General features: G+C 59.4%; 23 protein-coding genes. 10 read left to right on the top strand and 13 right to left on the bottom strand.

What is annotated here, in order from left to right; translation table 11 throughout:
* Positions 1-14: 14 nt before the first annotated feature.
* The 3 genes from surE to GOW56_RS02835 all read left to right on the top strand — a co-directional run bounded on the left by surE (position 15) and on the right by GOW56_RS02835 (position 2,673).
* Positions 15-797: a 5'/3'-nucleotidase SurE gene (surE, locus tag GOW56_RS02845; protein WP_171204870.1), complete on the top strand. Its 783-nt coding sequence runs from the start codon at positions 15-17 to the stop codon at positions 795-797.
* A complete protein-coding gene (locus GOW56_RS02840; protein ID WP_152458180.1) occupies positions 794-1,444 on the top strand; it encodes a protein-L-isoaspartate(D-aspartate) O-methyltransferase in 651 nt (216 codons plus the stop codon). Before surE ends, GOW56_RS02840 begins: the two co-directional genes overlap by 4 nt.
* A 62-nt stretch (positions 1,445-1,506) precedes the next feature.
* The gene (locus GOW56_RS02835) at positions 1,507-2,673 is read left to right on the top strand and encodes a peptidoglycan DD-metalloendopeptidase family protein (RefSeq protein ID WP_171204869.1); all 1,167 of its coding nucleotides are present in this window, start codon (positions 1,507-1,509) and stop codon (positions 2,671-2,673) included.
* A 58-nt stretch (positions 2,674-2,731) separates the two neighbouring features.
* Here GOW56_RS02835 and GOW56_RS02830 read toward each other — a convergent pair whose 3' ends face one another.
* On the bottom strand, positions 2,732-3,403 hold the full coding sequence (locus GOW56_RS02830) for a YafY family protein (RefSeq protein WP_171204868.1): 672 nt from the start codon (positions 3,401-3,403) through the stop codon (positions 2,732-2,734).
* Between the two features lie 21 nt (positions 3,404-3,424).
* The gene (locus GOW56_RS02825) at positions 3,425-3,730 is read right to left on the bottom strand and encodes a hypothetical protein (RefSeq protein WP_171204867.1); all 306 of its coding nucleotides are present in this window, start codon (positions 3,728-3,730) and stop codon (positions 3,425-3,427) included.
* Positions 3,731-3,952: 222 nt separating this feature from the next.
* Here GOW56_RS02825 and GOW56_RS02820 point away from each other — a divergent pair, with 222 nt between their 5' ends.
* The 4 genes from GOW56_RS02820 to GOW56_RS02805 all read left to right on the top strand — a co-directional run bounded on the left by GOW56_RS02820 (position 3,953) and on the right by GOW56_RS02805 (position 6,470).
* Complete coding sequence (locus GOW56_RS02820; RefSeq protein ID WP_152458176.1) at positions 3,953-4,168, top strand: twin-arginine translocase TatA/TatE family subunit; 216 nt, start codon at positions 3,953-3,955, stop codon at positions 4,166-4,168.
* 6 nt (positions 4,169-4,174) lie between these two features.
* A complete protein-coding gene (gene tatB, locus GOW56_RS02815) occupies positions 4,175-4,633 on the top strand; it encodes a Sec-independent protein translocase protein TatB (RefSeq protein ID WP_152458175.1) in 459 nt (152 codons plus the stop codon).
* Positions 4,630-5,511, top strand: a complete 882-nt coding sequence (tatC, locus tag GOW56_RS02810; protein WP_171167848.1) for a twin-arginine translocase subunit TatC — start codon at positions 4,630-4,632, stop codon at positions 5,509-5,511. Before tatB ends, tatC begins: the two co-directional genes overlap by 4 nt.
* A 116-nt stretch (positions 5,512-5,627) precedes the next feature.
* Complete coding sequence (locus tag GOW56_RS02805) at positions 5,628-6,470, top strand: ATP-binding protein (RefSeq protein ID WP_170344072.1); 843 nt, start codon at positions 5,628-5,630, stop codon at positions 6,468-6,470.
* A 60-nt stretch (positions 6,471-6,530) separates the two neighbouring features.
* On the opposite strand, the gene GOW56_RS02800 is transcribed toward GOW56_RS02805, so the two are convergent.
* The 6 genes from GOW56_RS02800 to GOW56_RS02775 all read right to left on the bottom strand — a co-directional run bounded on the left by GOW56_RS02800 (position 6,531) and on the right by GOW56_RS02775 (position 12,653).
* A complete protein-coding gene (locus GOW56_RS02800) occupies positions 6,531-7,175 on the bottom strand; it encodes an SDR family oxidoreductase (protein WP_171115611.1) in 645 nt (214 codons plus the stop codon).
* A gap of 42 nt (positions 7,176-7,217) precedes the next feature.
* The gene (locus GOW56_RS02795) at positions 7,218-7,466 is read right to left on the bottom strand and encodes a hypothetical protein (protein ID WP_152458171.1); all 249 of its coding nucleotides are present in this window, start codon (positions 7,464-7,466) and stop codon (positions 7,218-7,220) included.
* A 298-nt stretch (positions 7,467-7,764) separates the two neighbouring features.
* Complete coding sequence (gene purF, locus GOW56_RS02790) at positions 7,765-9,288, bottom strand: amidophosphoribosyltransferase (protein ID WP_152458170.1); 1,524 nt, start codon at positions 9,286-9,288, stop codon at positions 7,765-7,767.
* A gap of 642 nt (positions 9,289-9,930) precedes the next feature.
* Positions 9,931-10,524: a CvpA family protein gene (locus tag GOW56_RS02785; RefSeq protein WP_152458169.1), complete on the bottom strand. Its 594-nt coding sequence runs from the start codon at positions 10,522-10,524 to the stop codon at positions 9,931-9,933.
* 40 nt (positions 10,525-10,564) lie between these two features.
* Entirely contained in the window at positions 10,565-11,929 is a 1,365-nt protein-coding gene (radA, locus tag GOW56_RS02780) for a DNA repair protein RadA (RefSeq protein WP_152458168.1), read from the bottom strand.
* Between the two features lie 121 nt (positions 11,930-12,050).
* A complete protein-coding gene (locus GOW56_RS02775) occupies positions 12,051-12,653 on the bottom strand; it encodes a DNA repair protein (protein WP_254447141.1) in 603 nt (200 codons plus the stop codon).
* Here GOW56_RS02775 and GOW56_RS21710 point away from each other — a divergent pair.
* Positions 12,646-12,801: a hypothetical protein gene (locus GOW56_RS21710; protein WP_254447140.1), complete on the top strand. Its 156-nt coding sequence runs from the start codon at positions 12,646-12,648 to the stop codon at positions 12,799-12,801. The genes GOW56_RS02775 and GOW56_RS21710 overlap by 8 nt on opposite strands.
* A 181-nt stretch (positions 12,802-12,982) precedes the next feature.
* Here the strand turns inward: GOW56_RS21710 and GOW56_RS02770 are convergent, their stop codons facing one another.
* On the bottom strand, positions 12,983-13,435 hold the full coding sequence (locus GOW56_RS02770; protein ID WP_152458166.1) for a paraquat-inducible protein A: 453 nt from the start codon (positions 13,433-13,435) through the stop codon (positions 12,983-12,985).
* A 102-nt stretch (positions 13,436-13,537) separates the two neighbouring features.
* Between GOW56_RS02770 and GOW56_RS02765 the strand changes: the two genes are divergently transcribed.
* Positions 13,538-13,966 carry a thioesterase family protein gene (locus tag GOW56_RS02765; protein ID WP_171115623.1) on the top strand — a complete coding sequence of 143 codons (429 nt, stop codon included), beginning with the start codon at positions 13,538-13,540 and terminating at the stop codon, positions 13,964-13,966.
* On the opposite strand, the gene GOW56_RS02760 is transcribed toward GOW56_RS02765, so the two are convergent.
* Genes GOW56_RS02760 through alr form a run of 3 tightly spaced genes read right to left on the bottom strand, consistent with a single transcriptional unit; the run spans position 13,963 to position 16,519 of the window.
* Positions 13,963-14,709 (bottom strand): ABC transporter ATP-binding protein, encoded by a 747-nt coding sequence (locus tag GOW56_RS02760; protein WP_171167850.1) that lies wholly within the window; start codon positions 14,707-14,709, stop codon positions 13,963-13,965. The two genes, GOW56_RS02765 and GOW56_RS02760, sit on opposite strands and share 4 nt — an antisense overlap.
* Positions 14,706-15,488, bottom strand: a complete 783-nt coding sequence (locus GOW56_RS02755) for an ABC transporter permease (RefSeq protein ID WP_171167852.1) — start codon at positions 15,486-15,488, stop codon at positions 14,706-14,708. The genes GOW56_RS02760 and GOW56_RS02755 overlap by 4 nt, the downstream gene beginning before the upstream one ends.
* The gene (gene alr, locus GOW56_RS02750) at positions 15,485-16,519 is read right to left on the bottom strand and encodes an alanine racemase (RefSeq protein WP_171167853.1); all 1,035 of its coding nucleotides are present in this window, start codon (positions 16,517-16,519) and stop codon (positions 15,485-15,487) included. Before alr ends, GOW56_RS02755 begins: the two co-directional genes overlap by 4 nt.
* Positions 16,520-16,759: 240 nt before the next feature.
* Between alr and GOW56_RS02745 the strand changes: the two genes are divergently transcribed.
* A complete protein-coding gene (locus tag GOW56_RS02745; protein WP_171204865.1) occupies positions 16,760-17,299 on the top strand; it encodes a GNAT family N-acetyltransferase in 540 nt (179 codons plus the stop codon).
* A 46-nt stretch (positions 17,300-17,345) separates the two neighbouring features.
* Here the strand turns inward: GOW56_RS02745 and GOW56_RS02740 are convergent, their stop codons facing one another.
* Positions 17,346-18,392 carry a Hint domain-containing protein gene (locus GOW56_RS02740; protein WP_171204864.1) on the bottom strand — a complete coding sequence of 349 codons (1,047 nt, stop codon included), beginning with the start codon at positions 18,390-18,392 and terminating at the stop codon, positions 17,346-17,348.
* Positions 18,393-18,500: the final 108 nt, after the last annotated feature.

Here is an 18,500-nt window from a genome sequence, read left to right as displayed (position 1 = left end):
GGTAAATCGGGCACATGCGTATTCTTCTGACCAATGATGACGGGATCAACGCTCCGGGCTTGATCACGCTGGAGGCGATCGCTGCCGAACTGGCAGGTCCGGATGGTGAGGTCTGGGTGGTCGCGCCCGCCTTTGAACAATCCGGGGTCGGGCATTGCATCAGCTATACCCATCCCACGATGATCGCCAAGTTGGGAGAACGGCGTTATGCGGCGGAGGGGTCGCCTGCGGATTGTGTGTTGGCAGGGCTGCATGACGTGATGTCAGACTGCCCGCCGGATCTTGTCCTGTCCGGCGTGAACCGGGGCAACAACTCGGCCGAGAACACGCTTTATTCGGGCACTATCGGCGGCGCGATGGAAGCGGCGCTGCAGGGGGTTCCTGCGATTGCTCTGTCACAGTATTTCGGCCCGCGAAATCTGGGGCTGGACGACTCGTTCGAGGCTGCCGCGCGGTTCGGGGCCGATCTGGTCCGGCGTATTTTGGATGCAACCCCGGCCGAGCAGGGCGATTACCGCCTGTTTTACAACGTGAACTTCCCACCTGTCCCGGCAGATGAAGTGCGCGGTACGCGCGTTGCCGCGCAGGGTTTCCGGCGCGACACGCATTTTTCGGTCGAACCGCACAGCTCGCCCTCGGGGCGGCGGTTCCTGTGGATCAAGGGCGGCTATCAGCATAACCCGACTGAGCCGGGAACGGATGCTGCGGTCAATCTGGAAGGCTATATCTCGGTTACACCGATGCGCGCCGACTTGACCGCCTATGACATGCTGGAGGCATTAAAGGCGGTCGAATGAGCGGACTGGACCCGGAAACCGTGATGCAGTTCCTGTTTGCCCTGCGCAAACGGGGGGTCACGGATGCGCGCGTTCTGGAGGCAATGGAACAGGTTGATCGGGGCCGCTTTGTCACCGGCCTGTTCGCAGATCGCGCTTACGAGGACATGCCATTGCCGATCTCCTGCGGTCAGACGATCAGTCAGCCGTCGGTCGTTGGTCTCATGACGCAGGCGCTGGACGTTCGGCCGCGCGATACCGTGCTCGAGATCGGAACCGGGTCAGGTTACCAGGCCGCAATCCTGTCGAAACTGGCGCGCAGGGTCTATACGGTCGAACGCCATCGGCGGCTGGTCAGCGAGACAGGGAAGCTTTTTGCCGATCTGGGGCTTACGAATATCACGGCCATGTTGTCGGATGGATCCTTTGGCTTGCCGGAACAGGCTCCGTTTGATCGGATCATCGTAACGGCCGCGGCCGAAGACCCTCCGGGACCGCTCTTGGCGCAGCTGAAAATCGGGGGTATTATGGTTTTACCCGTGGGTCAGTCGGACACGGTGCAGCAGTTGATCAAAGTAACGCGCACCGAGGCCGGTCTGGACTATGAAGAATTGACGTCGGTCCGTTTCGTGCCTCTGCTTGAGGGGCTTGGCAAGGACGAGGCGTAACAGGCTTGATAAATTGGTCGTCGAAACCCCGGACAACAGGGGCAGGCGTTGAGGACAGAATTATGAGTGCAGTATCCAAATCAGCTATGCGTCGCTGCGCGACCGGAGTGGCCGCTCTGGCCATTCTGGCCGGGTGTGAAGGGCCACTGGATTACGACCTGCGCGGTCAGGTCGGCGGATTTTCGACCACTGATGCAGTGCAGTCGGCAACAACGTCGCGCCCGTCGCCCGACAGCCGGGGGGTGATAACCTATCCGAACTACCAGGTTGTCGTGGCCCGACGGGGCGACACGGTGCGCGATGTGGCCGCGCGTGTCGGCCTGCCCGAGGGTGAGCTGTCTCGGTTCAACGGCCTTCAGACAACCGACACCCTGCGAGAGGGCGAAGTTCTCGCCTTGCCGCGTGCGGTAGGTGCAGGCAGTGGCGTAGATATCGCATCAGTTGCCGGAGCCGCCATTGATCAGGCCCCTGAAACGGGGGGCGTCCGGACAACGACGCTGGAGCCTGCCAAGCCAGCCCCGGCGCCCGTCGCAAGCGGGCCGGAACCTGTCCGCCACAAGGTCAAGCGCGGCGAAACGGCTTACACGATCTCGCGCCTCTATCAGGTGCCGGTGGAATCGCTGGCGGAATGGAACGGCCTGGGGTCCGACTTCACCGTGCGTGAAGGTCAGTTTCTGTTGATCCCGGTCAAGAACCAGTCCGCGCCACGTCAAAGCGCTGCTGCAGCGGCACCGGTTGCGGCCACCGAGGTAACGGAGCCGGGGCAGGGGTCGCCGACGCCGACGCCTCCAAGTGCCACGCAGCCCTTGCCCGACGAAAAGGTTGCGCCGCGCGCTGAAGCCCCTGATGTGACGGCCGAAGCCCCGACAAACACGCGATCTACGGCCTTGTCCTTGCCGGTCAGCGGCACCATCATCCGCGGCTATAAAAAGGGCAAGAACGAAGGAATCGACATCGCTGCGGCCCCCGGCACAGCCGTCACCGCGGCTGAGGCGGGAACCGTAGCGGCGATTACCGCGGACGCGGATCAGGTTCCGATCATCGTGGTCAAACACAAAAATGATCTGCTGACGGTCTATGCCAATGTTGATGGCATCAGCGTCAAGAAAGGTGATCGTGTACGCCGTGGACAAAAGCTGGCGCAATTGAGGGGCGGAGACGATGCCTATGTGCATTTCGAGGTGCGCAAAGGTTTTGAATCAGTGGATCCGGATCCCTACCTAAAATGATACATCGCTCGTTTCGGGCTGTGCCTCTGCCCGAAACACTTCTGAATACTGCTGCCTGTCAGGCGTTTGGGTCGTAGTCGCTCAGGCGTTTGCCGGGTTCGTCCGCGAAGATCTCTGGCAGCGGCGAGACGGATTCGATCAGGTCGATACGGAAGACGCGGAAGCCGTTGCGCAATTCGCACCACGCGGTAAGTGTCCAGACCCGGCCCCAATACTCCATGTGAAGCGGACGGATTGTGCGTTCAGTCAGAACGCCGTCAATGCGGCGGTAGGACAGCCGAAGCTTTTGGTGTGATTTGATGGCCGCGCGGATCGGAGCCATATGTGCAAGCCCGCGGGCTGCATCTGCAAAAGGGTAGACCGCGAATTTCCAGCTATCGGCTTCGGCCACAACCTGTGTGGGCAGAACGGCATCGATCTTATCTGCCAGAGAGTTCGCGGCGGCTTTCAGGTCTGTATCTGCGGCCTCGGCCACGATCGCCATGCCGAGGTTCAGGGCCTCAAGCTCGGCCGGGGTCAGATTCAGCGGCGGCAGGGTGATCTGCTCGCGCACCATGTAACCCACGCCGCGCTCTCCTTCGACCGGAACGCCCGAGGCGACCAGTGTGTCCATGTCGCGATAGATGGTACGGACCGACACTTCCAGCTGGTCCGCGATGTCCTGCGCGCGGTGCAGTTTACCGTCGCGCAGGATCTGGATGATATCGAACAGGCGGTCAGTTCGGCGCATGACACGCCGTCCGGACCGCGCCTAGGCAGTCATGTTCCATAATACAGCCTCATGGCGCATCTGAACGCTTTCAGGGTTGATGGCCGCCATCATGCCTGCTGCACATTCCTGTTGCGGGAACTGCGCCGCAGCGTCCTGCGCGGCCTTCATGTCCGTCCAGACGACATAGTCAGTCCAGCGGCCGTCTGCGCCTTGACTGAGCTGTCGATGGGCAAAGCCAGCTGCGCTGCGAACAAAGGCTTCGGATGCCTTGCTGAGCTTTACGAACTCTTCAGGGGTGGTGCCGTTGGCAAGAGTGAAGGTGACGATTTCAGCAACATGGGTCATGTGAGTCTCCGTTGACCAGGTTTCGATGCCATTGTTCTAGCCACTTCCAACTGACATAAACCTGTCAGTTGGAAAATGCGAGCCCATAGTTTTTTGCAGATGAGGTCAATTTTCGCCCTCAATCTGTGCCGGATCCCTTTTGGGACAGGGCCTGGCGGCGTAAACACGGACCCAGTTCATATTCCCGGCGCACAAAGGCGCCGATGAAAAAGGAGAAATGAGATGCTGAACAATATTGGCCTTCCCGGTCTTCTGCTGATCGCCGTTGTGGTTCTGGTTCTGTTTGGTCGCGGCAAGATCAGCTCGCTGATGGGCGAAGTCGGCAAAGGTATCACCGCGTTCAAGAAGGGCGTGAAGGACGGTTCGGAAGAACTGGAACAGGACGCGTCGGAACTGGCCAAGGACGTGACGCCTGAAACCGAGAAAGACAAGGCGTAAGCGCAGATGTTTGATCTGGGCTGGACCGAACTTCTGGTCATCGGCATTGTCGCCCTGATCGTCGTCGGGCCGAAGGACCTGCCGGTTTTGTTCCGCAATGTCGGGCGATTTGTCGGCAAGGCCCGTGGCATGGCACGCGAATTCAGCAGCGCCATGAACGAGGCCGCCGATCAGGCCGGTGTGAACGAGATCAAGAAAGGTCTCAACGCCGCCGCGAATCCGGTTGGCTCGGCCATGGACGGCGTGAAACAAGCCGCGCAGGATATGGCAAAAAGCATGGATCCCACCAAGTTCGATCCTGACAGCGAAACCGGCAAACTGGCAGCCGAGCGAGCCGAACAGGCCAAGAAAATTCAGGCCTCAACGGCCCGCGCTGCCGCCGAGCGCAAGGCCAAGGAAGCTGCCGAGGCCCTGGCCAAGGCCGAAGAAGCCGAAGCGGCGCTGAAGACTGAAGGCGAAACATGACCAAGACCGACGAGATCGAAGATACCTCGGCCCCATTGATCGAGCACCTGGCCGAGCTGCGCACGCGGTTGATCCACTGCGTCGTGGCTTTTCTGGTCGGGATGATCATCTGCTTTACGGTGGCCACGCCGATCTTCAATTTTCTGACCAACCCTTTGTGTGAGGTCCTGACCGAGCGCGGACAGGATTGCGGCCTGATCTTCATCTCGCCGCAGGAAGGGTTCTTTGTCGCGATCAAGGTCTCGCTTTTGGGGGGCTTCATTCTGGCGTTTCCCTATATCGGGATGCAGATGTGGCGCTTTGTGGCTCCGGGCCTCTACAAGTCGGAAAAGAATGCGTTTCTGCCTTTCATGCTGGCCTCGCCCTTCATGTTCCTTCTGGGCGCGAGCTTTGCCTTCTATGTCGTCACGCCCCTGGCTTATGACTTTTTCCTTGGGTTCCAGCAATTCGGCGCTGAAGGCGAAGCCGTGGCCGATGGCGCGACGGCCGCGCCGCTGAGCGTGGTGTTTCAGGGCTCGGCACAGGAATACCTGAACCTCACGATCAAGTTCATCGTGGCCTTTGGGCTGTGCTTCCAATTGCCGGTTCTTCTGACCCTCATGGGCAAGGCAGGTCTGGTCAGCGCCGAGGGTCTGGGGGCCGTGCGCAAATATGCTGTGGTCGGCATTCTGGTGCTGGCGGCGATCGTGACGCCTCCTGACGTGATCACGCAGATTATCCTTTTTGTCGTGGTCTATGGCCTCTACGAGATTTCGATCTTCCTGGTTGCCCGGGTTGAAAGGAAGCGAGAAGAGCAGTTGCGGGCCGACGGCTATTATGACGATGAAGAAGCCGAAGCGGACGAAGATCTGATGCGGGAATTCGAAGACGACAAGTAACCTGCTGACACAACAGCTGAGGCGCGCCCCGTTCGGGCGCGCCTTTTTCGTTCGCGGGCCTTGTTGCGCCAATCAGAACATGCTTTGAACCGATCCGTATCTGACCGGAGGAGCCGATGGACGACCAAGCCCTGAACCGTATTGCTGCCGCGTTGGAGCGCATGGCGCCGGCGCCTTTGGCCACACCGGATTTCAATGCGGCCCCGGCCTTTGTCTGGCATGTGGAACCGGAACGCTTGGAGCCGGTTGAACAGGTCAATCGCGTCGATCTGGATCTGCTGGTCGGCATCAATCGGTCGCGCGACACGTTACTTGACAACACCCGCCGCTTCGCGGCGGGCTACAAGGCAAACAATGCACTGTTGTGGGGCGCGCGCGGGATGGGCAAATCCAGCCTTGTAAAGGCTGTCCACGGCACGCTGAGCGCAGATCATCCTGACCTGAAGCTTGTGGAGCTACAGCGCGAGGATATGGGCTCGGTCGCGCGTCTGCTGAACCACCTGCGCGCGGCGCCTTATCGGTTCATCCTGTTTTGCGACGACCTCTCGTTCAGTCACGATGACCAGCATTACAAATCGCTCAAGGCCGTTCTGGATGGCGGTATTGAAGGTCGCCCGGAAAACGTGGTGTTCTACGCGACCTCGAACCGTCGCCACCTGATGCCGCGGGACATGATTGAAAACGAACGTTCCAGCGCCATCAACCCGTCAGAGGCGGTCGAGGAAAAGGTATCATTGTCCGACCGCTTCGGTTTGTGGTTGGGATTCCACCCCTGCGATCAGGACGAATATCTTGCCATGATCGACCGCTATTGTGCCGCCTATGGCGTTTCGGTCGATGCCGAAATCCTGCGCGCCGAAGCAATTGAATGGCAGGCCACGCGCGGATCGCGTTCAGGCCGTGTCGCGTGGCAGTTCTTCGTCGATCTGGCCGGGCGCAACGGCGTTCATATCGCCTGATCCCGGCTTCATCTGGCCAAAAATATCCCCGCCGGAGGCATGGCCCGTCAGGGCCATTTCCTAAAGCAGCGCCAGTATCCGGGCGGCCTCATCAGCCGTGCTCGTCAGTGCATCGCGATCTTCGCCCGGGTGGAACCGGGCACGCACGGCGGTCGGCATCGGTGCTGGTTCCACGATCGAAACGCGCGGACCGGTGCGTTCGGTCTCGGCCGCCCAACTGCGGGCCAAGGCCATTTGCGCGGCCTTGGTGGCACCATAGATGCCATAGAACTTCTGTCCGGCTTTCGGGTCATCGAAAAATACCGCGTGGCCGTTTTCACCCAGCAGCGGCGAGACATATGGGATCAGAACCGAGGTTGCGTTTGCATTCGTGTTGGCTGCCTTGGTCCATTCCTTGGGGTCAACGAAATGTACCGGCGTCAGCGCCGAGGTGTGAATGGCCGTATGCAGCCACAAATCCACCTTGCCCCAACGGTCATGGATCCCGCGGCACAGGGTTGCCATCGCGTTCGGATCGGTGATGTCCATCGGTGCCAGCGTGGCAGAGCCACCCTTGGCCTTGATGCGATCGTCCAGTTCTTCCAGCCCGCCAGTGGTCCGGGCGACGGCGACGATGTGGTATTCGGGCGCCAGCGCTTCGGCCAGGGCAGCGCCCAGCCCGCGCGAGGCCCCGGTTATCAGGGCGATTTTGGTCGTATCGGTCATGCGTGCGGTTTGAACCCCCGCGCGCGGGGCGTCAAGATGTGATCAGCCGCCGGGGATGGCGATACGCCGGGTCTGGCCGCTTTGTCGCAGCATTATGCCATGCTCATCAATCGCGATAACTGTGCCCGAGGCAACGCGGCTTCCGGGTTTTACTTCTTTCACGCGGCCTGATGACAGGCGCATCAGGGCGCGCATATCCGCTTTCGGCCCGAATACGCCCAGAACCGAGACGGAATTCTTCTTCAGCGCGCCCCGCTGTGTGGCCGCGCTTTGGACTTTGGCGTTTGACATGATCCGCGGTCCGGGGCGTGACCCGGACCCCTTTTTGAGTGAGTGGTCGCGGCCAGATAGCAAAACGTTCAAGCGAACAAAAGCGCTGCACGGACAGGTGTCATCGCGATTTGGCGCCCTTGAAAAAAGCCCTTGTGATTGCGTGGAATTCGCCGACTGGTTGTGGCAGATTTCCACTCATTCACATCACATGACAGCAATCAGTCCGGCCGACAGCTATCGAACGGCCGGGATGATCCGCCGTTTTGATTCGCTTTTCAGAACGGAAAACCGATTGTGTCAGTCCCGTTTCGTCCGCTCAGCCCGAGGCCAGTTTCGCCGCATTCCAGGACCCGCCCGGAACCTGCATGTCGGCGCGCTTCTGGCTGACACGGCTGCTGTTCTCCAGATTGTCCAGATAACCTTCGCTGACGCTGCCCGTGATGTATTTGCCGTCAAAACAGGAACAGTCGAAGGCTTCGATCTCGGGATTACCTTCCTTGGCGGCCCAGATCAGATCTTCCAGGTGCTGATAGAACAGGGCGTCGGCCCCCAGTTCTTCGCGGATCTCTTCGATTTCCTTGCCGTTCGCGATCAGCTCGGCCTTGGTGGGCATGTCTATACCATAGACATTGGGGTATTTCACCGGCGGCGATGCGCTGGCGACATAGACCTTCTTGGCCCCGGCATCGCGGCACATCTGAACGATCTTCTTGATGGTGTTGCCCCGTACGATGGAATCGTCGATCAGCAGAACACTGTGGCCGTCGAATTCCAGCGGCACGGCATTCAGCTTGCGGCGGACGGATTTCTGCCGTTCCGCCTGACCCGGCATGATGAACGTACGCCCGACATAGCGGTTTTTCACCAGCCCTTCGCGATAGGGGATGCCGGTGATCTTTGCGGCTTCCAGAGCCACGGGGCGGGCGCTGTCGGGCACCGGTATGATCCGATCGATTTCCAACCCCGAGTCTTGAATTTGTTTCGCCAGCGTCTGGCCCATGCGCATCTGCGTTTTGTAAACCGAAACACCGTCCAGCAAAGAATCCGGGCGCGCCAGGTAGACATACTCGAATATGCAGGGCGTCAGCTTGCCTTCGACCGCCTGATACTCGTGCATGTTGCCGTCCAGATCGATCAGGATCGCCTCACCCGGGCGAAGATCACGCAGCTTTTCAAAGCCGTTGATGCCAAAGGCCACGTCTTCCGAGGCAAAGGCATAATCATCACCGTCTCCGTCCACTTCGCGTTTGGCGACCGAAAGTGGGCGAATGCCAAACGGATCGCGGAAGGCCAGCATACCGACACCCGCGACCAGACAGATCACGGAATAGGCGCCCTGAACGCGTTCCATCGTCATCTTCACACCGGCAAACAGATTGCGGATGGGTTCGCCGTTGCCATTCACCTTGATCGCGTCCGCCACTTTGTCGGCCAAGACGTTCAGAAGGATTTCAGAGTCTGACGTGGTGCGCAGGTGCCGGCTGTATTTGCCGGTAACCTTTTCGCGCTGCTCAGCGGTGTTGGTGATGTTGCCGTTGTGAACCAGATAGATGCCGTAAGGGGCGTTCACGAAAAAGGGTTGCGCTTCGGCCGCGCTGAGAGACCCCGCCGTCGGGTAGCGCACATGACCCATGCCCACACGACCCAACAGGGTTTCTGCATCCTGGGCGTTGAACACATCCTTGACCAGACCGTTGGCCTTCTTTTCGCGGAAGAACTCGCCGTTGTAGGTCACGATCCCTGAGGCATCCTGACCCCGGTGCTGCAACATCAGCAGCCCGTCATAGATTTCGGCAAACACATCATGTGTCCGGCTTGCGATTCCCAAAATCCCACACATTTACGGGGCTCCAACTTCTATGACGATTTGACCTGAGGGTTGACCGCCGTTCGGCTTCGGATCCTCTGCAAGGCGCGTGCTGTCAGTTTGGTGGCAGGCGACAACGACGCCAATAGGGCGACCATCACAACGACCAGCGCGCATTCGAACAGAAAGAACAAGATCGGTGGCTCCGATTCCGTGGCGGGTTGGCCTCCACATAATGCCTAATGGCGTGGCTGTCATCAAAGGATCACACTCACCTATTGCCGCAGGTCAGGATTTCGCAGATCGGGGCAAGTTCACGAAGGAGATGACATGTGCAATCATATGTGCTGTCATGCCAATTAATATGTGCAAATCAGGATGGGTGAGGCACGCAAAGGGCCGGAATGTGGCAACATAAACCTCAAAAGAAGCAGGAGCGGATCAAACAACGGTGCCACAGGTGCCGGGGAATGGGCCGGGCGCCCTGTCAGATCTGCAACGGGGCGGGCGAAGTTGTCAAAAGCCGGGATATTCTTGGCAAACCGATCTCCAGCCGGTGCGACGGGTGTTTCGGGCTGAAAACGATCCGCTGTACGGTTTGTGGCGGGGAAGGGTACATTTGAATAGAAAAAGCCCGGACAGTGCCGGGCTTTCATCATGCAATGCACCTTGAGTTTACCCGTCAGCTGGTGCCGTGGTTTCGGGTTGTTCGTTTCCTGCCGTGCAGCTGGCAACCAGTTCCTCGTATTGTGCAGTCACCCAACCCAGAGCGGCTTCGGGGTTTTGCTCTTCAATCTGGCTGCTGAACTGCTCGAACACCTTGGCCGAGCGGCTTTCGTCCACGATTGTATAGGACTGGCCGGTCATGACCGTGTCATAGACAAAGAAGGCGATTGCAACCAGCAGAATACCGCGCGCGATGCCGAAGAACAGCCCCAGCGCCTGATCCAGGCCGCCCAAAGCCGAACGCTGCACCAGCGATGAAAACAGCGGTGTGAAGATGCTGACCACAATCAAAGCCAAGGCAAAGACGGCTGCAAAGCCGGTGATCACCGAAAGTTCACAGCTGTCGCGCAGGAAATCCCCAACCACCGGGATTTCTTTGACCAGCGGTACAGCCTGTGGGGCAAAGATGAATGCCAGAACGGCCGCCGCGACCCAGCCTGCAATGGCCAGAACTTCGCGCATGAAGCCACGTGAGTAGGCCAGCAAGCCCGACAGCACGATGATCAGGGCGACGACCCCGTCAATTATTGTAAAACCTTCCATGGCCCTCGCCTGTTCTTTTTCTGCCCCTCAAGGCGCGACTTTAACCTGCTCCGAAGGTTTCGCCAACAAACCCCACCAAATCAGAGGGTCGGGTGAGTGTCAGACCTGCCACAGTGCCGGTTTTACCACCAGCCGGAGCAATTGCCGCCGTGAAACCAAGTTTTTGCGCTTCTTTCAACCTGTTTTCGGTCTGTGGGGCCGGTCTAAGTGCCCCGGACAGCGAGATTTCTCCGAATACGACCGTGTCGGCGGGCAATGCTGTGTCTTCGCGGGCACTCAGAAGGGCGGCGGCCACAGCCAGATCGGCGGCGGGTTCGCTGACCTTCAGACCTCCGGCGACGTTGAGATAGACGTCGAGCCCGGCAAAGGGAATGCCGCAGCGGGCCTCGAGCACCGCAAGGATCATTGCCAACCGCCCGCTGTCCCACCCAACAACGGTGCGGCGGGGCTGTGAGTGGGGCGAGGGTGCGACCAGAGCCTGCAATTCGACCAGCACGGGACGGGTGCCTTCAATGCCCGCAAAAACAGCAGAGCCGGGGCTTGGCCTGCCACGTTCGGACAGGAACAGGGCCGAGGGGTTGGTCACTTGCGCCAGACCCTTGCCGGTCATCTCGAACACGCCGATTTCGTCCGCTGGCCCAAAACGGTTCTTGACCGCGCGCAGGATGCGGAACTGGTGGCCGCGCTCGCCCTCGAAATAAAGGACGGTGTCAACCATGTGTTCGACCACACGAGGGCCCGCGATCTGGCCTTCCTTGGTGACGTGGCCAACCATGATGATCGAAACACCGTGCCGTTTCGCAAACGTGGTCAGTTCATGGGCCGCGGCCCGGACTTGTGATACGGAACCGGGTGCGCTGTCGACATTGTCCGCCCACATCGTCTGAATCGAATCGATGATGGCCAGGCCTGGTTTTTCGGCTTCCAGCGTCGTGAGGATGTCGCGCAGGTTGGTTTCGGCGGCGAGTTGAACGGGGGCGTCCTCAAGCCCAAGACGGCGGGCGCGCATACGAACCTGTGCGCTGGCTTCTTCGCCCGAGACATAGATTGTTTTCACGCCCGCACGCGCGAAACGCGCTGCGGCTTGCAGCAGCAGGGTGGATTTCCCGATGCCGGGGTCTCCGCCCACCAAAAGGGCGGAGGCCGGGACCAGCCCGCCGCCCAAGACGCGGTCCAGCTCCTCGACCCCGCAGAGGGTGCGGGGCGGCGGTGTTTCCTCGGTGGACAAATCCGTGAGTGCGATGGACTGGCCGCGTTTGCCGCCGAGGGATTTTCTGGCCGGGCCAGTCGATATGGGCGCGTCCTGAACAATGGTGTTCCATTCGCCGCAACCGTCGCAGCGTCCGGACCATCTTGTATGCGTCGCACCGCAGGCCGAGCAGGAGAAGGATGTCGTCTTTGCCATGACGCACTTGGTGCCCGAGCTTGGGCGGTACTTCAAGCCCTTGTGGGCTTTCCTCATCGCCGATGGCGCGCTGCGGTCTCAGGCCCAGATGGGCCATCGCCCGAAGCGGGCGCTGACGCGCCTATTCCGCCGGTCGAAGGGGCGACATTGCAACCACGCTGGACGCCTTTGAGGAGCCATTTTTGCGCGGTGTGTGCAGTTGGGTCGACAATTCGGGCAGAAGCTCGAACAACTCATCCCGCAGGCGGGTAAGTTGCGACCTGGCGATCATCTCTTCCATTTCCACATCCCGCGTCCATTGGCGCAATTCGTTCTGGATGACCTGCGCCTCTTCCAGACGCTGTTGAAACAGTTCGATCTCTTCCTGTCGCTGTTGCAGGAACATCCGCGCGCGTTCGACCTGCGCATCGCCATAGGTCCGGGCCAGTTCCTGACTGATCTGGCTCATCTGCGCGGCCAGTTCCAGGATCTCGGGCTCGAGCGATTGCAGGTCGGGGTGCTGGCGCAGAAACCCCATACGTTCCTTGACGGCGTCAAACTCGGACGACATCATGAACAGCCCGCCGCGATCGGCGGCATGTGCCATTTGATACGCGTCCGCGATGTCATGCATATTGAGGGCAAAATTGCGGTGGTTGTTTTCCAGCGCCATCATTCGGGCATTTGCCGGCAGGTAAAACGCCAGCATGAGAATCAGCGCTGTCAGGCCAATCTGGATGATCATGCCGGCATCCTTTGCCGGTGCCTCGCCAAATCCGGCCTGCATCGAGAGCCAGGGCAATACGCCAAAAGCGGATAACAGTGTGGCTGAAACGGCCAATAAGGCCGCCAAAAAGATCAGGAAAAAAGTCAGTCTTAAAAAGGCATTCTGAAATTGCAATGTAATACTGTGGAGGGCGGCCATGATCGTCGAACTCCTTCTCAAACCGGTACACACCGGGCCAAAGCGGAAGGTAACCTAACGATTGCGTACGATCCGCTGCGGACCCGAAAACTACAAAACACTGCTGCTCGAAATATAAAGATGATACTTAGATTTGTGTTTTCAATCAATTAGGTCTGAGCTTTTCGTGAAGTGGATGTCATCTCTGTAATATGGCCAAGCACGATCGACGCCAAAATGCAGGCCGTGAACAGGTAGAGACCCCATGCGGTCTCAACGGTGGCGTATGAGATGCCCTTGGCCAAAGTGATGTAAAGCGCGATCAGGAAAATGTCGGCCATGGCCAGCTTGCCGAGGATGTTGAGCGCAGGTTGGACGCGGGCATCCAGCAGGTTCCATTGGATCAGCGCGGTGCCGATGGTTTTGATGTAGGGCGCGAAGAGGGCGAAGATGGTGACGATCAGCGCGAGGAAGACGTCGGATTTCCACAAGGATTGCAGCCCGGTGATGACACTGATTTCGCTGAGGCCGAAGATCGGCAGGAATCCTGCGCGCATTAGTGGGGCGAACCACGCGATGGGGTAGAGGATCAGGAGGGAGAGGGTGGCGAGGCGGAGGGGCATGACTGGGCGTCTAGGTAAGATTTCGAAATTTGCGGCGATGATTTGATATGGTTACCTTAAACCAGCACTCGCCACTGAGTTATTTTTAGACGGGGAGGAATGATGTCGGGTTTTGTGGCCTTCAAGTCAATTGTCGATCCATCGGACTGTGATTTTCTGGGGCATATGAACGTGTCCAAGTATTTTGCGGCATGTTCGGATTCCGTTTTTGCGTTGCAGGCAGAGTTGGGGCTGACGTCCGAAGACATGCGGTCGGGAAGAAAGCTATCCTTTGCGGTGGTCTATGCAGAAAGCAATTTCCTTGCGGAATTGAGTGCCGGCGAGGCGATCCAAATGGAAAGCGAAATCCTGAAAGTAGGAACGAAGTCCATGACTTTCAGCCACAAATTAGTTCGAGTGATGGACGGTGAAACGACATTTTCGACGGTTTTCAAATGCGTCTTGCTCAACCTGCAGACAAGGCGCGCCGAAGCTATTCCTCAGGACGTTATCGAACGCTCGGCAAAGTGGCTGGCAAAGAGCGAAGATTAACGCACCGCCTCAATCGGCCCTTCTGCGCTCCCGCTGATGAACTGCTCCACGTAGGGATCACCAGACGCATCCATCTGGCCCACCGGGCCGGTCCACTGGATCACGCCTCCGTGCAGCATGGCGACGTTGTCGGCAATCGCGCGGACGGAACTCATGTCGTGGGTGATGGTCATCGCGGTGGCGCCCATCTCGGTCACGATTTCGCGGATCAGATCATTGATGACGCCGGACATGATCGGGTCAAGACCGGTGGTGGGTTCGTCGAAAAAGATGATCTCGGGCTCGGCGGCGATGGCGCGGGCAAGGCCCACGCGTTTTTGCATGCCGCCTGACAGTTCCGCCGGAAAGCGGTCGGCCACGTCGGATTTCAGGCCCACGCGGCGCAGTTTTTCGATGGCGATTTCGCGGGCTTCCTCAGTGGGACGTTTCAGAGAACCACGCAGCAGGCGGAAGGCGACGTTCTGCCAGACGGTCAGTGAATCAAACAGGGCCGCGCCCTGAAACAACATCCCGAACCGGGCCAGAAAGGCATCACGGTCGCCCTTGCTGGCGTCTTTACCGTCCACATAGATCATGCCGCTGTCGGGCTTGATCAGGCCCAGAATGCATTTCAACGCGACCGATTTTCCGGTGCCCGAACCGCCGATGATGACCATCGAGGTGCCCTTGGGGATCTCAAGGTTCATGCCTTGCAGCACGTGGTTGTCGCCAAAGGCCTTATGTACGTTCTCCATCCGGATCATAGTGAGAAGAATACCCCTGTGAGAACGAAGTTTGCGGCCAGGATCAGCACCGCCGCGGCCTCGACCGAACCCTTGGTGGCGCGTCCCACGCCCTGTGCACCACGCCCGGAATTCATGCCGTAGTAACAGCCCATGATGGCCGCGATCAGGCCAAAGGCCGCGCCTTTGACCAGCGACGAGACGATGTCGCGGGCTTCAAGGAAATCGACCGTGTTTTTCAGATAGGCGGCCGGGTTGAAGCCCAGATTTTGCGTGGCGACGGTGTAACCCCCGGCAATTCCGATGATGTCACCCACTGCCACCAAAGCCGGCACCGTGATCAGGGCGGCCAGAACGCGCGGGACGGTGAGGTATTTCATCGGATGCGTGGACAGCGTGACCAGCGCGTCGATCTGTTCGGTCACTTTCATCGTGGCGATTTCGGCCGCGATGGATGAGGTCACGCGCGCAGCAATCATAAGGCCGACCAGAACCGGGCCGAGCTCTCGCACCATGCCGATGGCGACGATCTGGGGCACCACCGCTTCGGCGTTGAAACGCGCGCCGCCAGCGTAGATCTGCAACGCCAGCGCACCGCCGGTGAAAATCGCGGTCAGGCCGACGACCGGCAGAGACAGCCAGCCGATGTTCAGCAGGGCCATGCCAAATTCGCGCGGATAGAAGGGGGGGCGCAGAATGTGCGAAATCGCATCAAGCGCGAACAGTGCCACCCGGCCAAAGGCCGCAAGCAGGCTAAGAACTGTGCGGCCCAGACCTCCGAGCGCGGTGAGCGGGTTCATTCCACATAGCCCCGCGAATAGCGATTGCCCATTGATGTGAGGATTTCATAGCCAATTGTCCCGGCAGCTTCGGCCAGATCATCGACGGTCTGATGGCCATTCAGGATACGCAGGCGTTCCGGGTCTTTGGGCAGGTCCGTGACGTCCACCGTGATCAGGTCCATCGAGATACGGCCAACAACCGGGCAGGGCTGATTGCCAGCGAAGGCGTCGATGCCGCCCCCGATGGCGCGATGCAGGCCGTCCGCATACCCGGCCGCGACGGTGGCGATACGGGACGGCCGGCGCGCTACCCAACTGTTGCCGTAACCAACGGTTTCGCCCACGGCCAATCTGCGCACTTGAATGACAGGCAGGTCGACGGTGACAACGGGTTTGGCATCCGCAAAGGGCAGGCCGCCATACAGGCCGATGCCCGGGCGGCAGAAATCGAAATGGAACTCGGGCCCCAAAAGCAAACCGCCGGTCGCAGCCAGAGAACGCGGCGCGGCGATACCGTCGGTCATCTCGCGGAAGGTTTTCAGCTGCTGCCGGTTCATCGGATGGTCCGGCTCGTCCGAGCAGGCCAGATGAGACATGACAACGGCTGGGTTCAGGGCCTCAGCCCTTGGGCGCAGTTCGGCCCAGTCGGCGGGTTCCAGACCCAGCCGGTTCATGCCACTGTCCAGCTGAATGCCAAAGGGATGGTCGGGTAGGGCCTCCATATGGCGCTGATACTGCTCGCCCGAGTTGATCAGCGGCGTCAGGTCGTTGGCGCGCAGAAGGTCTGTGTCGCCCTCCATATGGCCGGAAAAGACAAAGATCATCGGGCCGGGGCCGACCGCCTTGCGGACAGCGGCGCCTTCTTCTGCGGCCGCCACAAAAAACTTGTGAACGCCTTCCTCGGCCAGCGTATCGCTGACGGGCCCGGCACCCAGCCCATAGGCATCGGCCTTGACCACGGCGCCGGTTTCGACCCCGGTTTTCGCGTCGAGCGCCCGCCAATTCCTGGCGAGCGCCTGAAGATTGATCGTCAAACGTGCAGTACTCATGGCACTGTTCATGACATTGCGCCGTCCAAGGTCAAGAGGGAATGGCGCATTTACCTGTCGGTTTATGTTGGTGTTTGGTTTGTTGTTACGGAAAACTCCAAAAAACCAGAAGAAATGGCAGCATTCCGCCATGGTTGCATGTTTTGGGGATTGTCTTCACATCAACGTTAAAGCGATCCTGGGAACCGGATCGTTCGGTTCCGGTAAAGACCGGGCGCAACGTCAACTCATGAGGGAGCCATGGATTTTTCTACCGGTTTGACCCGGGACCCGTCAGAGATCATCCGTCTTTTTGCAGACGTTTTTTCCGCATCGGAAGGGCCAGAGGAGGGGGCGGCAATAGGTGAATTCGTACGTGAATTGCTCAACAGCACGCCGCCTGAAGATATCCTGGTGTGCACGGCTCAACACGATCACGAGCTGCTTGGCTGTGCCATCTTTTCCCGGATGACGTTTTCGCAGGATACGCGCAATGTGTTCATCCTGTCGCCGATGGCCGTGCAAACGGGCAGGCAAAAAACAGGTATTGGACAGGCGCTGATTTCCCATGGTCTGGATCGCTTGCGGGCCGCAGGTGTGGACGTGGCACTGACCTATGGCGACCCGGCCTATTATTGCAAATCGGGTTTTGTGCAGATCACCGAGGATACTGCCCAGCCACCGCTGAAACTCAGCCATCCGCACGGCTGGTTGGGACAGGCGCTGGACGGTTTTGACCTGAAACCGCTGAAAGGCCCGTCGCGATGCGTTTCCGCGCTGAACAATCCATTGCTGTGGTAGGCGGGATCGGTTTTTTCGCTTTGGTCGATGGCCTCGGATCTAGAGCCTAGAACAGAGCCTCATCTATGATCGCCTTGCTGTTCCGGACATGTCGGGCCACCAGCTTTTTCTGTCGCCTTCCGCTGGGGATATAAAAGGCAGGGTCCATATCCTTATTGCAGTCGAGACCCGGAAAAATCTGCAACAGCTCGTGCAACGCTTCGGGCGGAAGGGATTTGAGGGCTTCGGGGCCGGTGAACAGGCTTTCACTTGGCGCGCCTTCGGCAAAAAGAACCACGTGACGGTCACAGACAACGTGATGATAAACCACCTGCGTCGCATCGTAATCCACGTAAACGCCCGGCAGGTCTGTCAGCCGTATGGCCGAGACCAAAACGTCCCTTGTGTCGAACATGCGCTGCGCGATGTCCGATCGGACCAGCATTCGGTGCTGTCGCGAAACCGTCAGGTCTCGGCGGGGCAGGCCGTGCCCCAGGGCGCCGGCCGTGATGCGGACTGGGCGCAGTTCGGGTGACTTCAACAGATCGGCCTGGCGCAGGGACCGGGACAGAACAAGCCGAACGGTGGCCGCGCTGCCTCCGGTCGTCATCACTTTGTCACCGGGGCGGATATCCTGAACGCTGATTTCGCCACGGTCCGTCAGGATCAGGGTGTCCGAAACAAAACAGGGTGCGCCGGGGCTGGGATTGGGATCTTCAACAAAGTTCACCCCGTCCTTCGATGACAGAGACGCGGTATCGTCCGTGCCGTTGCTGCCGATCTGGGTCGAGGTCTGGCCGCTGGCCGGTCCCTGTGTCGCAGTAACCTGCGAGTCAAAGGATACAAAGCTGAGAACCGAACCATTGTCCGAAAGTGAGACCGCCCCAAACCGGTTGATGCGCGCCGAAATCACGTAATAGTCGAACCCGCCCACGGTGGTCATCGTTCCGTTGTCGACATCCGTCGAACTGCGCACCGAGCCATTGGGGTTGTAAACATCGACCTGCAAGCCGGTGACGTCGGTTCCGGTCGGAACCCGGATTTCAATGAAATCTCCGTCCGGAGCAAAGTTCGGGCCGTTGCGATATCTTATTTCCGATATGATCGCGGGCAAATCAGTGGGTCTCCGGGCGGGTTTGGCGCGTTGGGTTGAACGTCACCGTCACGTTAATACCGGGCAGGAAAAACACCAAAGGGCTTGGCGTTTCATATCTGGGGGAGG

Source organism: Ruegeria sp. HKCCA0235A (genome assembly GCF_013033235.1).
Lineage (GTDB): Bacteria > Pseudomonadota > Alphaproteobacteria > Rhodobacterales > Rhodobacteraceae > Ruegeria.
The sequence above is the reverse complement of the archived record's forward strand: the minus strand, read 5'-3'. Positions and strand labels throughout refer to the sequence as shown.